Source organism: Microbispora sp. NBC_01389 (assembly GCF_045040095.1).
GTDB lineage: Bacteria > Actinomycetota > Actinomycetes > Streptosporangiales > Streptosporangiaceae > Microbispora.
The window spans coordinates 1,256,783-1,271,542 of sequence record NZ_CP109552.1 but is presented as its reverse complement, the minus strand read 5'-3'; the positions used below and the strand labels follow the sequence as shown (position 1 = coordinate 1,271,542).

Annotated in this window: 13 protein-coding genes and 1 pseudogene; 9 read left to right on the top strand and 5 right to left on the bottom strand. The window is 70.1% G+C overall.

Annotation, left to right across the window (positions count from 1 at the left end; genetic code table 11):
- Positions 1 to 79: 79 nt before the first annotated feature.
- A complete protein-coding gene (locus OG344_RS05570) occupies positions 80 to 1,048 on the bottom strand; it encodes an aldo/keto reductase (protein WP_405087266.1) in 969 nt (322 codons plus the stop codon).
- A 548-nt stretch (positions 1,049 to 1,596) separates the two neighbouring features.
- Between OG344_RS05570 and OG344_RS05565 the strand changes: the two genes are divergently transcribed.
- Positions 1,597 to 1,818, top strand: coding sequence for a hypothetical protein (locus tag OG344_RS05565; protein WP_405087265.1), 222 nt, complete (start codon positions 1,597 to 1,599; stop codon positions 1,816 to 1,818).
- Positions 1,815 to 4,163, top strand: coding sequence for a VWA domain-containing protein (locus OG344_RS05560; RefSeq protein WP_405087264.1), 2,349 nt, complete (start codon positions 1,815 to 1,817; stop codon positions 4,161 to 4,163). The genes OG344_RS05565 and OG344_RS05560 overlap by 4 nt, the downstream gene beginning before the upstream one ends.
- Before the next feature lie 33 nt (positions 4,164 to 4,196).
- Here the strand turns inward: OG344_RS05560 and OG344_RS05555 are convergent, their stop codons facing one another.
- Complete coding sequence (locus tag OG344_RS05555) at positions 4,197 to 4,766, bottom strand: PadR family transcriptional regulator (protein ID WP_405087263.1); 570 nt, start codon at positions 4,764 to 4,766, stop codon at positions 4,197 to 4,199.
- Between the two features lie 309 nt (positions 4,767 to 5,075).
- On the opposite strand from OG344_RS05555, the pseudogene OG344_RS05550 reads away from it, so the two are divergent.
- From OG344_RS05550 to OG344_RS05540, 3 genes and pseudogenes are all read left to right on the top strand, one after another.
- Positions 5,076 to 5,993 (top strand): annotated as a pseudogene (locus OG344_RS05550) (FAD-dependent monooxygenase); the annotation flags it as partial.
- A gap of 659 nt (positions 5,994 to 6,652) precedes the next feature.
- Entirely contained in the window at positions 6,653 to 9,100 is a 2,448-nt protein-coding gene (locus OG344_RS05545; protein ID WP_405087262.1) for a helix-turn-helix domain-containing protein, read from the top strand.
- Positions 9,101 to 9,476: 376 nt separating this feature from the next.
- Positions 9,477 to 10,469 carry a hypothetical protein gene (locus tag OG344_RS05540; protein WP_405087261.1) on the top strand — a complete coding sequence of 331 codons (993 nt, stop codon included), beginning with the start codon at positions 9,477 to 9,479 and terminating at the stop codon, positions 10,467 to 10,469.
- 231 nt (positions 10,470 to 10,700) lie between these two features.
- On the opposite strand, the gene OG344_RS05535 is transcribed toward OG344_RS05540, so the two are convergent.
- Both OG344_RS05535 and OG344_RS05530 read right to left on the bottom strand, forming a co-directional pair.
- A complete protein-coding gene (locus OG344_RS05535; protein ID WP_405087260.1) occupies positions 10,701 to 11,135 on the bottom strand; it encodes a CBS domain-containing protein in 435 nt (144 codons plus the stop codon).
- Positions 11,136 to 11,190: 55 nt separating this feature from the next.
- Complete coding sequence (locus OG344_RS05530; RefSeq protein ID WP_405087259.1) at positions 11,191 to 11,553, bottom strand: hypothetical protein; 363 nt, start codon at positions 11,551 to 11,553, stop codon at positions 11,191 to 11,193.
- Positions 11,554 to 11,643: 90 nt separating this feature from the next.
- Between OG344_RS05530 and lhgO the strand changes: the two genes are divergently transcribed.
- The 4 genes from lhgO (at position 11,644) to OG344_RS05510 (ending at position 14,341) form a co-directional block, all read left to right on the top strand.
- The gene (lhgO, locus tag OG344_RS05525; protein WP_405087258.1) at positions 11,644 to 12,828 is read left to right on the top strand and encodes an L-2-hydroxyglutarate oxidase; all 1,185 of its coding nucleotides are present in this window, start codon (positions 11,644 to 11,646) and stop codon (positions 12,826 to 12,828) included.
- A gap of 18 nt (positions 12,829 to 12,846) precedes the next feature.
- Complete coding sequence (locus OG344_RS05520; protein WP_327048170.1) at positions 12,847 to 13,569, top strand: response regulator transcription factor; 723 nt, start codon at positions 12,847 to 12,849, stop codon at positions 13,567 to 13,569.
- A gap of 119 nt (positions 13,570 to 13,688) precedes the next feature.
- Positions 13,689 to 14,045: a type II toxin-antitoxin system RelE/ParE family toxin gene (locus OG344_RS05515; protein WP_405087257.1), complete on the top strand. Its 357-nt coding sequence runs from the start codon at positions 13,689 to 13,691 to the stop codon at positions 14,043 to 14,045.
- A complete protein-coding gene (locus OG344_RS05510) occupies positions 14,042 to 14,341 on the top strand; it encodes a helix-turn-helix domain-containing protein (RefSeq protein ID WP_150938817.1) in 300 nt (99 codons plus the stop codon). The genes OG344_RS05515 and OG344_RS05510 overlap by 4 nt, the downstream gene beginning before the upstream one ends.
- Here OG344_RS05510 and OG344_RS05505 read toward each other — a convergent pair.
- On the bottom strand, positions 14,316 to 14,609 hold the full coding sequence (locus OG344_RS05505; RefSeq protein ID WP_405087256.1) for a helix-turn-helix domain-containing protein: 294 nt from the start codon (positions 14,607 to 14,609) through the stop codon (positions 14,316 to 14,318). The two genes, OG344_RS05510 and OG344_RS05505, sit on opposite strands and share 26 nt — an antisense overlap.
- Between the last annotated feature and the right edge of the window lie 151 nt (positions 14,610 to 14,760).

The window sequence follows — 14,760 nt, the reverse complement described above, 5'->3', positions numbered from 1 at the left end:
TCGCGCTGCTCGTGCTCATCGTGATCGTCGGCGCGCTGCTCAACAACGGCTGATCACCGGGCCTGATCATCAGGGGTGATCACCAGGCGTACTCCTCCGGGGCGGTCCGAAAGCCGGGGAAGATCTCGTCGAGCCGGGCGAGCGCCTTGTCGTCCAGCTTGATCTCCAGCGCCCGCAGCGTCCCGTCGAGCTGCTCGACCGTACGGGGACCGATGATCGGCGCGGTGACCGCCCGCTGGTGCAGCAACCAGGCCAGCCCCACGTTGGGCGGGTCCTCGCCGAGCTCGTCGCAGAACGCCTCGTACGCCTCGATCTTGTCGCGGTGCCTGTCGAGCTGCGTGACGATGCGGTCGTCCGCGGACCGCCCCTTGTCGATCTTGCGGAGGATGCCGCCGAGCAGGCCGCCCGCGAGCGGGCTCCACGGGATCAGGCCGAGGCCGTAGTCCTCGCAGGCCGGGATGACCTCGAGTTCGGGGGCGCGGACGAGCAGGTTGTAGTGGGACTGCTCGCTGACCAGGCCGAGCGTGCCGCGGCGCCGGGCCGACTCCTGCGCCTTGGCGATGTGCCAGCCCGCGAAGTTCGACGAGCCGACGTACAGGATCTTGCCCTGCTGCTTGAGGATGTCCATGGCCTCCCAGAACTCCTCGAACGGGGTGTCCCGGTCGATGTGGTGGGCCTGGTAGACGTCGATGTAGTCGATCTGCATCCGGCGCAGCGAGGCCTCCGCGGCCCGCCGGATGTTCAGCGCCGACAGCTTCTCCTCGTTCGGCCAGTCGCCCATAGAGCCGTACAGCTTGGTGGCGATGACCGTCTTCTCGCGGCGGCCCCCGCCCTGGGCGAACCAGCGGCCGATGATGTTCTCGGTGATCCCCTCGCCCTGCTTCCAGCCGTAGACGTTGGCCGTGTCGAAGAAGTTGATCCCGAGTTCGTGCGCGCGATCCATGATCGCGAAGGAGTCTTCCTCCGTGGTCTGCGGACCGAAGTTCATGGTCCCCAGGCAGAGCTTGCTGACCAGTAGGCCGGTGCGGCCGAGATGTCCGTATTCCATGTCCTCCACCCTAGGAACCTGGAGTGGACTCCAGTCGAGTACCGGCACGTCCGCGCTCGGCGCGGCGCGGCGATTTGTTGCCGGGGCGGGTGGCGGGCCGGCCCTCCGTTGCAGCGGCGGGCCGGCCCCGGCGTCGCGGCGTCCGGACCAGAGGACCTCCGCTGTCACCGGTCCCGGCGCGCCGGGACCGCCTCCCAGTGTCGCCGAGCCGCCGTGGAATGTGGTCCGCGCTTTGTTGCGCGGCCGGGCCGCAACAATTCATCTCTGCTCTGACCTGCGGAGACTCCAGGAAACGGATGGTCGTCGTGGGCGGGCGCCGCGTAGGGCGGGGGCCGGGTGCCCGCCGCGCGGGGAGGCGCCGGCGGATGGGCCACGTGATATTGCGAACCGCCCGCTACATGTTGCTTTTGACGATTTACTGCTCGTGTGTGGTGGCGCCGAGGCCCACTCTTGAGGCATCCGCCGGGCCTGGCCGGGAGTTGCAGCTCCCGGCCGCCGTACACGGCCCGCGGCCCATCGCAGCGCAGTCCGGACCGGAGGAGTTCGTCGTGAGCAAGGCACAGCACAACGACGTACGGGAGTCTGCCGCCGTATCGCCGAACTGGCGGGCCGGCGTGTTCGTCGTGATCCAGATCGTGGTGGTCGTCCTGCTGGTGGCGGGTTACGATCTGCCGACCACGCTGGCCGTGGTGGTGGGCACCGGCCTCGCCGCCGGGCACGTCATCCGCCAGGTGTTCGGACCCCTGCTTCCCGGACGGGACACGCGATGAGCCCTGCGCAGGCCGGCCGGGGGCGTCCGGCTCCCGATCTCGACCCGCACAGGGGCCCGCTCGTTGCGCTCGCGTGGGCCCTGTTCGTCCTGCGTCCCCCGCGTGGGCGCGACGGCTACCGGACTCTGGAGGAGATCGGCCGCCTCATCAACTACGACAAGAGCAGTGTCTCGCGGCTGACCAACGGGAGGGAGTTGCCGTCACCGGAACCGATGAAGGCGTATCTCAAACTTCACGGCGTCGCGGACACCGAGCCGTGGGAGCGGCTGCGCGACCTCACGGAGAAGGCCGGCGAGGGTGCGGACGAACTCCGGCGGTTCGCGGAGGCATTCGTCGAGCTGTGCGCCACCAGCCTGCCGGAGCAGTTCGCCGCACAGCAGGTGGGAACCGCACAGGACCTCCTGGCCTCCTGGAGCCCTCCCGCCGCCTGCACCGAGGAGGAAGAGGAGGACGACGACTTCGAATCCGTACGGCCTGGCCGGGCACCGCGGCTCTGGTGGACGGCGGGCGTCGCGGCTGGGCTGGTCGTGGTGGTCGTCGTCACCGCCACGGTCGTCAGCCTCCGGGCGGACGGCGATGACACCGCGGCGCGGGTCCCGGGTGCGGGGGTCTCCGCATCGGGGGTCCCGGCGTCGCCGGACTCCGCGCTCGCGGCCTGCGGGCGGCCCACCGCGCAGCTGCGGATCGCCTCCTCGACCGACAAGTCCGCGATCCTCCGGGAGATCGCGCGGCTTTACGGGCCACGCTCCAGCCATGGCGGCTGCGTGACCGTCGTCGCGGACAGCGTCGACTCGGGCATCGCCATGCAGGCGCTGGCCCGAGGGTGGAATCCCGCGACCGACGGCCCGCGCCCGGACGTGTGGGCGCCCGCCGCGCGGTTGTGGCTGCAGGTCGCCCGGCAGCGGGCCGCCGGGAAGGACTCCCTGGAGCTGCTGCCGGAGGCCGCGGGCCCCTCGATCGTCACCAGCCCGCTGACCATCGCCATGCCCGAGACGATCGCCGAAGACCACGGCTGGCCCGGCAGGAAGATCGGCTGGAAGGACCTGCCCGCGATGATCAGGAAGGACCGTCTGACGCTCGGCAAGACCAACCCCGAATACTCCACCTCGGGCCTGAACGCCACCGTGGCCGCGTTCTACACGCAGACCGGCACCGTCGCGGAACTGGTCACGAGCGACCTCACCGACAGAGAGAACCGGAAGAAGGTGCAGGCCATCGAGAGGGCCGTGGTCCACTACGGCGACACGACCCTGACCTTCCTCGCCAACCTGCGCCGCGCCGACGACGCCGGGCACGCGACGGACTACATCTCCGCGGTCACCGTCGAGGAGAACAGCGTCGTCGCCTACAACGAGGGTTATCCCTGCGGCAGCCGGTCGGACGAGCCCGGCTGCGCGAAGAGGAACCCGCCGAGCGTCAGGCTCGTCGCCTTCTATCCCACCGACATCGATCCCACCGACAGCAGAGGCGTCGGCACGATGTACTCCGACCACCCCTACATCCCGTTGAACGGGTTGTCCCCCGCGCAGAGCGCCGTGGCGGCCGACTTCCTCCACGTCCTCACCACGTGGAAGCCCGCCCGGGACCGCTTCACCGAACTGGGGTTCCGCGGCCCGTCCCACGAGATCACCGAGAACATCACCAGGAACGGCGCCCCGGGCGTCCCCCTGCCCAGACAGCTCGCCGAGCCCCCCGCCGGCTGGGTGGACCGGCTCCTGACCGTCTGGCGGCAGCTCAGGAAGCCGGCCAACGTGCTGGTGCTGATCGACACCTCCGGCTCGATGAACTGGAACGCCAAGGACGATCCCGATCGGGCGCCCGGCGAGCCGAGCAAGCTCGACCTGGTCAAGAAGGCCCATGGTCCCCTGCTGGACGGGTTCACCGGCCGTGACCGGGTCGGGCTGTGGCACTTCTCCAGTACGCGCGTCGTCGACGACGAGGTCGCCGAGATGGAGGCCAGGGCCGCCGACGGCCGGACCCACCGCGAGCACCTCGAAGCCGACATCAGAGCACTTCACCCCAAAGCGGCCACCGCGCTGTACCAGACCATCGGTGACGCCGTGAAGTCACTGCGCGACCACTACGACCGCGACGCCATCAACGCCGTCGTCGTGCTGACCGACGGCCGCAACGAGACCGCCGGCGGTCCCACGCTCGACGAACTCAAGCGCGCCATCGGCGACTCGGGCAAGCCCGCCGTACGCGTGTTCACCATCGCCTACGGCGGCAAGGCCGACACCGGCGCGCTGCGGCAGATCGCCGAGGCCACCCACGCCCGCGCGTACGAGGCGAGCGACCCCGGCTCGATCGCGGGGGTGCTCGCTCACGTCATCTCGAACTTCTGAGACGGCTCATGAGCGCGGCCGGCTCCGGCCGCGTCAGATGCGGTAGTCCCAGTCGAGGCGGCCCTCGCCGAGATCGCCGGCGAGGCCGTGGACGAAGCCGAGCTCGCTTTCGAGCTGGGCCTTCTGATATTCGCTCTCCACGAGGAACAGCGGGGCGAGGAAGGTCCGGCCGTCCGCGATCTCGGCGTCGAGCGCGGACAGCCGGGCCTCCAGCGCGGCGATCCGCTGCCGCAGCGCCGCCAGCGCCTCCTGGGGCGGCAGTACGGGCAGGAAGGCGAGCGCGGCGGGGAACTCGGGGAACTCGCGGGCCGGGGTGGACAGCATGGCGCGCATCCACTGCCGCAGCGTCTCGCGGCCGGTCTCGGTGGCCTCGTAGACAGTGCGTTCCGGCCGGTTCTCCTCACGGGCAGTCTCGCGTACGGCCAGGAGCCCGTCACGAAGCAGGCGCTCGATCGTCTGGTAGACGCTGTTGCGCTGCGCGACGTTGACCACGTCGTCCTTGTGGCGCTCCTTGATCATCTGCTGCATGCGGTACGCGTGCATCGGCGCCTCGCAGACCAGCGACAACAGCGCCATGGCCAGTGGGGAACGGCGCGTCGGCATGGGCTCCATCGTATTCTCGCCGTGCTGTAGTCATAGTATGTATAGTCATAACATGACCAAGAAAGCCATCATCATCGGCGGCGGGATCGCGGGTCCCGTCACGGCCATGGCACTGCGGCGCGCGGGCCTCGACGCCGAGGTCTTCGAGGCGTACGACCGGGGAGCCGACGGGGTCGGCGCCTTCCTCACGCTGGCGGTCAACGGGCTGGAGGCCCTGCGAGTGCTCGACCTGCACGATCTCGTCCGCGACCTCGGCATGGACACGCCGCTGATGGAGATCCGCAACGCGCGGGGCAGGCATCTGGCCACCGTGCGGCAGCCGAGCCGCACGCTGAAGCGCGCGCCGATCTCTACCGGGCGCTGCGCGACGAGGCCGTACGGCGGGGCGTGCGGGTCCACTACGGCAGGCGGCTCGTGGACGCGGAGGCCACCGGCGACGGCGTCCGCGGCATCTTCGCCGACGGGAGCGAGGCCGAGGGCGACCTGCTGGTCGGCGCGGACGGGCTGGGCTCGCGCACCCGCGCTCTCATCGACCCCCGCGCGCCGCGCCCCCGGTACGTCGGGCTGCTGAACACGGGCGGCTTCGCCGACGGAGTCCAGGTGCCGGGACGGCCGGGGGTGTCCTCCTTCGTCTTCGGCAGGCGGTGCTTCTTCGGCTACCTGATCCATCCGGACGGGCAGGTGTGGTGGTTCGCCAACCCGCCGAGCCGCCGGGAGCTCTCGCCGGAGGAGCTCGCCGCGATCTCGCCGGAGCAGTGGCGGGCGAGGCTCCTGGACCTGTTCGAGGGTGACGCCGGGCCGATGCGGGAGATCGTCGCGGCGACCCCGCGCATCCTGCCGGCCTGGAACACCTACGACTTCCCGACCGTGCCGACCTGGTCCGGCGACCGCATGGTGATCGTCGGCGACGCCGCGCACGCGACCTCGCCGTCCTCCGGGCAGGGCGCGTCGATGGCCGTCGAGGACGCCGTGGTGCTGGCCAGATGCCTGCGTGACGTCCCGGACACGCGGGGCGCGTTCGCCGCGTTCGAGCGCCTGCGGCGCGCGCGGGTCGAGCGGGTCGTGGCGCACGGCAAGCGCAACGGTGACGGCAAGGCGCCGGGCGCCGTCGGGGCCTTCGTTCGCGACCTGTTCCTCCCGGTGGTGCTGCGGCAGGTCGGGAAGCGCGACGCCCTGGCCTGGCTGCACGACCACCGCATCACCTGGGACGACCGCGTCACGGTCTGATCGACCGTCTTCGGGGAACACTCCGGCGTCGCGGTACGGGCCTCCGGTCGCCGTGACTGGGCAGGCCGAGCAACGATAAAACGGTCAAGGCATCACTAATGCCTGATATGCCTAATTTTGCATGTTCGATGATGTAAAGGAGCATATAACGAGTAACAGAAGAATCATCCAAAACTCTGAGGCTCACAGGTTGCGATGTCCCGCTACGCTAGGGGCTGACTCTTTCTAGCTGTGCCCGTGGAAAGCCGAGTGGCTGGACCTCGAGGCGGCGTTTCCGGCAGGTACGGATAGAAAGGGCAAGGCGGGAATGGATGCTTCACACACCGGTCACGAACCGGCGCGCGGGGACGATGAGGAGAGGTCCTGTCAGCACAGACCTTCTCCTGGCGTCTCTCGAAGTAGCCGCCTTCGTCGCTGCTTTCGCTGGGCGCTGAAGCTGGCCGCGGCAACCACCGCGGTCATCAAGCTTTACGTCGCCATCCGCGAAGGCTGGCCCAAGCTGTAGGAGCTTGGACCAGCTAGCGGCGCACCAGGCGGGGGTTCCGTGATCAGTAGCAGCTGGGACCGGAGCCTCCGCCTTCTTCGGTTCGTCGTCGACTATTACATCGCGGCGGCTGAACACCTGGCTCTATCTCTATATAGCTAGATGGTAACCGCACATGCATCCTGATGTCCGTCTTACAAATGCCACGCTCGACGTGCTCGGGGTCGTGGCCGCCGCGGACGGGAGTCCCGTCTACGGCTTCCAGATATCGACGCTCACGGGCCGTCCCACGGGGACGGTGTATCCGCTGCTCAGTCGGCTGGAGCGGGTCGGCTGGCTGGAGGGAGCGTGGGAGTCGGAGCACCACCGAGGCAACGGTCCGCGCCGGAGGTACTACAAGGTCACGTCTCAGGGCCGGGAACACATCGCCGTCGCGTTGCGCAGGCGGGAGCGTCCCGCACCTGTCCGGGCCTTCCGCCCCGTGGAGGGGGAGCAGAGCAACCAGGAAGCGGGCGCCCCTGTCAGCGTCGAAGAGGTCGCTCGTGAGTTCGCCCGAGGCCTCCGCAGGCTGCGCGCGGACGCCGGGGATCCGTCTTTACGGCAACTGTCTGCTCGCACCTTCTACAGTCCGGCCGCGCTCAGCGAGGCGTTCTCCGGGCGGAGCATCCCCTCGGAAAAGCTGCTTGAGGTGCTTGTTCGCGCCTGCGGGGGAGACCCGCAGGAGTGGGCGCTGCGCCGGTCGACCGCCGAGCAGAGCATCCGCTACGGCGCGCGCATCCCCTTCCGTTTCGAGGACTTCTACCCGCTCGGGTCACGCTGGGTCCGCGACGCCCTGCGTGAACATGAACTGGAACCCGAGGACATCGAGGACGTGACACAGGAGACCCTCCTCGCCACGTACCGACGCTGGAACGCGATCAACGGAAACCTGCGGCCGTGGGTCACCTCGCACGCACGGAGCGTCGCCCGGATCTTCAACCGCACCACCGGAAGCGGGGGCAGGGTGCCGGTGACGTCCCTGGACGAGTTCGACGGCGCGGTGGACGCGCTGCCTCTTGTCGCATCCGATCAGGCCGGGCCGGGCGACGTCGCCGACGAGGTGGCCGAGCGATCCGCGGCCGCGCATCTGCTGAGCAGCCTGGACCGGCGGACCGCACAGATCCTTTATCTGACCGCCGAGGGTTTCCAGACCTTCGAGATCGCGCGCTTGCTCAAGACGACCCCGTCCGCGGTCGAGGCCCGGAGGCGGCGGGCGCGCAATCACCTGCGCATGGGCCTGACTCCGGAGCATCGGCGATATGTGCAGCACCTCGCGCACCTGCGGGAGCGGGCGGGCAACCCGTCGCTGCGCAAGATAGCCCGGCGCATCGGATACAGCCACACCCAGGTCGCAGCCGTACTTTCCGGGGCCGCTCCCCCTCCCACCTGGGAATTCACCGTACGGCTGGTGTCGAGTCTGCAGGGCGCGGTCGAAACGGCGCGCTGGATCTGGGAGATGGCCCGGCCCTCGGCGAGACTGCTGAGATCGGACAGTTACGCCGACATGGTGGCGCGGAGCGGTGACGCGTTCGCCCTCTGGAGGCTGACGGACGGGCTGGAACGTGTGGGGAGGACAGCCGACGCGGCGGGTGTGTGGCGCACGGCGGCCGAGACCGGAAACACCTACGCGATGGCGGTCACCGCCGAGTTCCTGGAGCGCATCGGAAACGTGGACGAGGCGGAGACCTGGTTGCGGAAAGCGGCCAAGGCGGGCGGGTACGAGGCGAAACGTGAGCTGGCCCGATTCCTGGAACGGGCGGGGCGCATCGAGGAGGCCATCGAGGTCTGGAGACGGGCCGCCGACGACGGTGAACCCGAGGCGAACCGCGAGTTCTCCACGCTCCTCGACCGTGCGGGGCGGCATGACGAGGCGCTTCGTGTGTGGGAGCGGTCGGCCGAGCCTGGCAGCACGTCGGCCACCAGGAGGATGGGCGAGCGGCTCATGCATGCCGGCAGGCTGGACCAGGCGGAGAACTACCTGCGCAGAGCGGCGGAGGCGGGCGACCCGTCCGCGCGGCGGCAACTGGCCGTGCTTCTGGACAAGGCGGAACGAGTGGACGAGGCCATCGAGATGTGGCGTCGGCTGGCCGACAACGGATACGGCTACGCCGTGCATGAGCTGGCGGCTCTGATGGAGCGTGTGGGGCGGGTGGACGAGGCCGTCGAGGTGTGGCGAGCGGCCGCGGGCAGGGGCTACGGCTTCGCCATGCAGGGGCTGGCGACCCTGTTGGAGCGTGTGGGGCGGGTGGACGAGGCCGTCGAGGTGTGGCGCCGGATCTCCGACGGCGCGACGGGTGCGGAAGAACGGGCCACCGCCTCCCGGGCGCTCGCGCGCCTGCTCGACAAGCCGTTGTCGAACATGCGGGTCGAGGCCGAATTGCGGGCGGCCGTGGGTGCGGGCGACAGCCTCTCTCTGCTGGCCCTGGCCCGCCTGCTCGACCAGGAGGGCAGGGACAGGGAGGCCGAGACGCTGCTACGTGACGCGGCGGTGGGCGGCAACCCTCTCGCCGCCGAAGCGCTCGCGCGTCGCCGTCAGGCCAGGCATGTCCAACTGGCCGCAGGTCGACAGGCCGCCATCGAATAGAGGTCGTGACCGAGACCGCCGCGCGTCTGGTCACCAGTTCGTCGAGGGACTGAACCGACAGTGGCGCTGGTCGAATCAGCCGCGCGACGGCGCGGTGGCCGCACCGGTGACAGGTCCGCGAGGTCCCCCGCGCCGGCACCTTCGCCGCCCGTCCGCGGCTGGACGTGCTCGCCGCCGACCTGCGCGACTTCTACGACGCCCTGCGGTGAAGCGGGGCGTATCCGGGTTCTTGACCTGATCCGGGGCGTGCGGGGGAATGCCGGTCGCCGCACGCGGAGCCGGCATCGGGAATGATGACCACATGGGGCGAGCAACGGGGCGGACGCGGACGAGATGGATTTCGCGGGCAGTCCTGGCTCTCCTCGCGGTCGCGGGCATGGCGCTGCCGGGAACGGCGCTGCTGCCGGGAACGGCGGCACGGGCCGACGACGGGGAGCGCCTGCTGTTCCGGTTCCGGGACGAGCGCATCACGGAGTCGAGCGGCCTGGCCGTCTCGCCCACCCACAAGGGCATCGTCTACACCCACAACGACAGCGGCGATTCGGCGCGGATCTTCGCGGTCGGCCCGGACGGACGCACCCGCGCCACCTTCACGATCGGGAACGCCGAAGCGAGGGACTGGGAGGCCATGGCGGCCTCCGTCGATCCCGCCACCGGCCGCGGCGTGCTGTGGATCGGCGACATCGGGGACAACCTCGCGGACGGCGGGAGGAACGGCTGGCCGGACGTGTCCGTCTACAAGGTCGTCGAGCCCCGGACGATGGCGGACGCGACGCTGCGGGCCGTCCGGTACCGCTTCCGCTACGCCGACGGCCCGCGCAACGCCGAGGGGCTGATGGTCCACCCCCGCACCGGCCGGCTCTACGTCGTCAGCAAGGAGTTCTCCGGAGACGTCTACGCCGCCCCCGCGAAGCTCCGTACGGACCGGGTGAACGTCCTGCGCCGGGTCGGCGAAGCGCCGCTCATGGCCACAGACGCGGCGTACGCGCCCGACGGGTCGAGCTTCGTCATCCGCACGTACTTCTCCGCGACCGTCTACCGCGCGCCCGGGAAAGTGCTCACGCGCGTCGCGATGCCCCCGCTCGAACAGGCCGAGTCGATCACGTACACCGAGGACGGCATGGCCCTGCTGACCGGGAGCGAGGGCGAGAAGAGCCCGGTCTACCGGGTGCCGCTGCCCGCCGCCGCGCGCCCGAGCCCCTCCCCGAGCCGGGTGCGCGCCTCCACGCGACCGCGTGCGGTCGCGGCGCGGGGCGAGGAGCCCGCCGGGAACGGCGGCCTGGGCGTGCCCATGCCGTTGTTATGGGCCGCGGTCGCCCTGGGAGCGACCGGGGCCATCGCGTTCATCGCCTACCGCACGGGCCGCTGAAGCCGCTCCCCGCCGATTGATGGACCGGCTGGCGGGTCCGGCTCACGGACTGGCTTACGGGCCGCCTAACGGACTGGCTCACGGACCGGATCACGGACCGGATCACGGGCCGCCTTGGGCCGACACGGGCCGGGCGCCGTCGGCACCCGGCCCTTCAGGTGGTGTCCGGCGGATCACGCCCGGCCGCACGTGGCCTGGGCGGCATCCGCCGGGCTCTCGGCGCCGCGAGCCTCAGCCGCGCGCGTACACGCGGTGGACGAACTCGGCGAGCTTGCTGTCGGGCAGTTCCTTGGCGAGGTCGGCCTCGCTGATCATCCCGACGATGCGGTGGTCCTCGATCACCGGCATCCGCTTGATCTGATGCTCCTCCATCTTCGCCAGGGCCTCCTCGACGCTGGCGCCGGACTCCACCCAGACCAGGCCGCGGGCGAGTTCGCTCGCCGTGGTCTGGTCGAGGTCCTTGCCCTCCGCGACACACTTGATCACGATGTCGCGGTCGGTGATGATGCCCTTGAGCCGGTCGTCGTCCCCGCAGATGGGGAGCGCGCCGACGTTCATGTCCCGCATCATCTCCGCGGCCGCGCGCAGGCTCTCGTGCTCGCCGACGCACTGGGCGCCCTCGTGCATGACCTGGCCCGCGGTCTTGTTCACTCCCTCTGTGGTCATGGCTAACCCCCGATTCCCTCTTCCAGGGGGTTATGCCCGTTATATCCGGAATGCTTCACAGTCGAGGCAGGAAGTGCTCCCCGCGCAGCGCGCGCTCCACCAGCGTGATCGACTCGGCCAGCCGTACCAGGCGGGGACCCTCCCGCCGGTAGACGTCCAGGACGGAGGCGACCGCGTGCGGCGGCAGGTGCTCCTTGAGGTCCACGGCGGCGCCGCGGTATCCCTCCCTGGCCGCCTGGATCGAGGCGCCCACCTGCTGGCGGGCCATCCGGGCGAGCGCGAGCGGATACCGGCGCAGCACGCCGTACGCGCGGTAGTCCGGCGGCACGGCGTCGAGTAGCCACGACACGGCCGACGTCTCCCAGTCGGGGCTGCCCGGCGGGCGGACCTCCGGCGGCCAGCCGGGTGGCACGTACACTCCGCAAGCATACCGAACAGAGGTTCGATCACGACGTGACGGCTCCGGTCGCGAGAGAATGGCCCACATGTTGTCGACAGCCCTGACGTCATGAGAATCGGAATCGTGGGCGCCGGGATCCTCGGCCTCGCCGTGGCCCGGCGGATGGCGCGCGAGGGCGCCGAGGTGACCGTCCTGGAGAAGGAACCCCGCGTCGCCGCCCACCAGACCGGGCACAACAGCGGGGTCGTCCACGCCGGGATCTACTACCAGCCGGGCTCGCTCAAGGCGACGCTCTGCCGGGAGGGCGTCGCGATGCTGCGCGAGTACTGCGCCGAGCACGGCCTGCCGTACGAGGAGGCGGGCAAGCTCGTCGTCGCCTCCACCCGGGCCGAGCTGCCGGGGCTGCGCCGCATCGCCGAGCGGGCCAGGGAGAACGGCGTGCCCGGCGTCGCCGAGCTCGACGCGATCGGCCTGCGGGAGATCGAGCCGTACGCCGCCGGGGTCGCCGCGGTCCACTCGCCGCACACCGCGATCACCGACTTCACGGCCGTCACGCGCCGCCTCGCCGCCGACGTGGCCGAGGCCGGCGGGTCCGTACGGCTGTCGCATCCCGTACGCGCGATCCGGCAGACCGCGGACGGCGTGCTGGTGGCGGCGGGGCGGGAGAGGTTCGCCTTCGACCGGCTGATCGCCTGCGCCGGTCTCGGCACCGACCGCGTGGCGGAGCTGGCGGGGGCGGACGGCGACGTGCGCATCATCCCCTTCCGGGGGGAGTACTACCGGCTCGCCGGACCCGCCACGCGCCTCGTCCGCGGGCTGATCTATCCCGTGCCGGACCCCCGCTATCCCTTCCTCGGCGTCCACCTGACCCGCCGGATCGACGGGGAGGTCCTCGCCGGGCCCAACGCCGTCCCGGCGCTCGCCCTGGAGGGCTACTCATGGGGGCGCGTCTCGCCGCGCGATCTGCGCGGCATCCTGTCCTGGCCGGGCACCGGGAAGCTGGCGGCCGAGCACTGGCGGACCGGCGTACGCGAGGTGTACGGCTCGCTGGTCAAGCGGGCGTTCACGGCCGCCGCCCGGCGTTACGTGCCCGCGCTGACCCCCGCCGATCTCGTCCGCGCCGGATCCGGCGTACGGGCCCAGGCGGTGACCAGGGACGGCAGGCTCCTGGACGACTTCGCGATCGACGTGCGCGGGCGGATCGTGCTGGTGCGCAACGCGCCGTCGCCCGCCGCCACGAGCAGCCTGGCGATCGCGCGGCACATCGCCTTAACGGTTCCCTTAGCCTTCTAGGGCTAGAGTGCTGGCGCCATGGTCGCTGAATCTTCCGAAGCCCGGCTGCTGGTCGTCGAGGACGAGCCGAACATCCTCGAACTGCTCGCGGCCAGTCTGCGCTACGCCGGATTCGAGGTGCACACCGCGTCCGACGGCGGCGCGGCGGTCGCCGCGGCCTACCGGCACCGTCCGGACCTGATCGTGCTCGACGTCATGCTGCCCGACATGGACGGGTTCGACATCGTACGGAGGCTCCGCGGCGGCGGCACCCACACCCCCGTCGTCTTCCTCACGGCGCGGGACGCGACCGAGGACAAGATCCGGGGGCTGACGCTCGGCGGCGACGACTACGTGACCAAGCCGTTCAGTCTGGAGGAGGTCATCGCCCGCATCCGGGCCGTGCTGCGCCGCGCCGCCGGTGACCCGCAGCCGGCCCCGCCGCGGCTGACCTTCGCCGACATCGAACTGGACGAGGAGTCCCACGAGGTCTGGCGCGGTGGCCGCGTCGTGTCGCTGTCGCCGACGGAGTTCAAGCTGCTGCGCTACTTCATGGCCAACGCCGGCCGGGTGCTGTCCAAGGCGCAGATCCTCGACCACGTGTGGGACTACGACTTCCGCGGCGACGCCGGGATCGTCGAGTCGTACGTCTCGGTGCTCCGCCGCAAGCTCGACAACGCCAGTTCCAGGGCCCATCCCCGGCTCATCCACACCCTGCGCGGCGTCGGCTACGTCATGCGCACCCCACCCGCCCGGCCCTGATCCCGTACCCCGCGATGGCCCCGCCGCGGATCCGTCCCAGAGCCGCCATGGTGCCGCGACGCCACGAATTCGCGTGAAAGCAGAGAGTTACTCCTACGGTCCGGCATAGCATCGCTGCTATGGACTGGGGTACCGTTGAGCTGGAACCAGAGGTTCAGCAGTGGCTAGAAGACCTGCCTGCCGAATCGTTTGCGAGGGTGGTGTTCTATGTCGATCTGCTTGCGGCGGAGGGGCCTCTACTGGGAGAGCCCTATACCAAACAGCTAGACGGCAAGTTACGCGAGCTACGGTTCCATCTCAACGACATCGCCGTCCGAATCACCTACTGGATAGCCTCCGGTCGCAGGATCGTGCTTCTGACGGTGTTTCACAAGTCGCGTTCACGCGATGACCGTGAGGTAGAGCGGGCTCGTCGAGCCTTGCGTCGTTGTGTCGAGTCGGCGCACACCGTGGACGAGGAAGAAGAAGCGGTATGAGCGAGCAGGAGACCTGGCGGGAACTCCGGGATCGCCGGATGGCCGAGCCCGGCGCGGCAGAGGCATACGAAGCGGCGCGTCTCGCCTACGAACTGGGCAGGGCGGTCCGCGTGATGCGGGAGGCGCGTGGCTGGAGCCAGAACGATCTGGCTCGTGAGGCCGGCATGACTCAGTCGGCGGTGGCGCGGTTCGAGGCTGGAGGGACGGTCCCCACCCTGCCTGTCATCGAGCGCCTGGCGAACGCTCTGGACGCGGAGGTCGAGGTCCGTCTTACACCACGGGCTCCCGCTGCGTGACCACGCTCGCACTGAACCGTACCGGATTCCGATGTCCATACGCCGTCAGGCCGCGAGCAATGCGCGGCGCGACGACCGTGACAGACAGAAGCCCGGCCTCTTCGAGGCGATGAATCTCCGGATGCAGGGTGGATGGGCTCACACCCAACTCTCGTGCGATAGACGCCAACGTCCACGTACGGCCAGGCTGTAAGCAAAGCGCGGCGAGCAGCTTCGCTTGTGTGTCGCTGCGGAAGATGGGCACCCCACGCTGGCCGATGCTTCGCATACTTCGAATATATCTTCGCTTTTTTCGAACTTCAACCCTTAGTGCTGAGGAGACAGCATAGTGTCACAGCGGGTGCTCGTCCCGGGGCCATCGCGGTAGGTGTGCGTCCACTCGCCGGGCCTCGGGTCCGGCGGTCCAACCAGGCCGACAG

Coding starts and splice junctions, on each gene's coding strand:
- OG344_RS05570 (WP_405087266.1), bottom strand. CDS start 1,048: ATGGAATACGGACATCTCGGCCGCACCGGCCTACTGGTCAGCAAGCTC.
- OG344_RS05560 (WP_405087264.1), top strand. CDS start 1,815: ATGAGCCCTGCGCAGGCCGGCCGGGGGCGTCCGGCTCCCGATCTCGAC.
- OG344_RS05555 (WP_405087263.1), bottom strand. CDS start 4,766: ATGCCGACGCGCCGTTCCCCACTGGCCATGGCGCTGTTGTCGCTGGTC.
- OG344_RS05545 (WP_405087262.1), top strand. CDS start 6,653: ATGCATCCTGATGTCCGTCTTACAAATGCCACGCTCGACGTGCTCGGG.
- OG344_RS05540 (WP_405087261.1), top strand. CDS start 9,477: ATGGCGCTGCCGGGAACGGCGCTGCTGCCGGGAACGGCGGCACGGGCC.
- OG344_RS05535 (WP_405087260.1), bottom strand. CDS start 11,135: ATGACCACAGAGGGAGTGAACAAGACCGCGGGCCAGGTCATGCACGAG.
- lhgO (WP_405087258.1), top strand. CDS start 11,644: ATGAGAATCGGAATCGTGGGCGCCGGGATCCTCGGCCTCGCCGTGGCC.
- OG344_RS05520 (WP_327048170.1), top strand. CDS start 12,847: ATGGTCGCTGAATCTTCCGAAGCCCGGCTGCTGGTCGTCGAGGACGAG.
- OG344_RS05515 (WP_405087257.1), top strand. CDS start 13,689: ATGGACTGGGGTACCGTTGAGCTGGAACCAGAGGTTCAGCAGTGGCTA.
- OG344_RS05510 (WP_150938817.1), top strand. CDS start 14,042: ATGAGCGAGCAGGAGACCTGGCGGGAACTCCGGGATCGCCGGATGGCC.
- OG344_RS05505 (WP_405087256.1), bottom strand. CDS start 14,609: ATGCGAAGCATCGGCCAGCGTGGGGTGCCCATCTTCCGCAGCGACACA.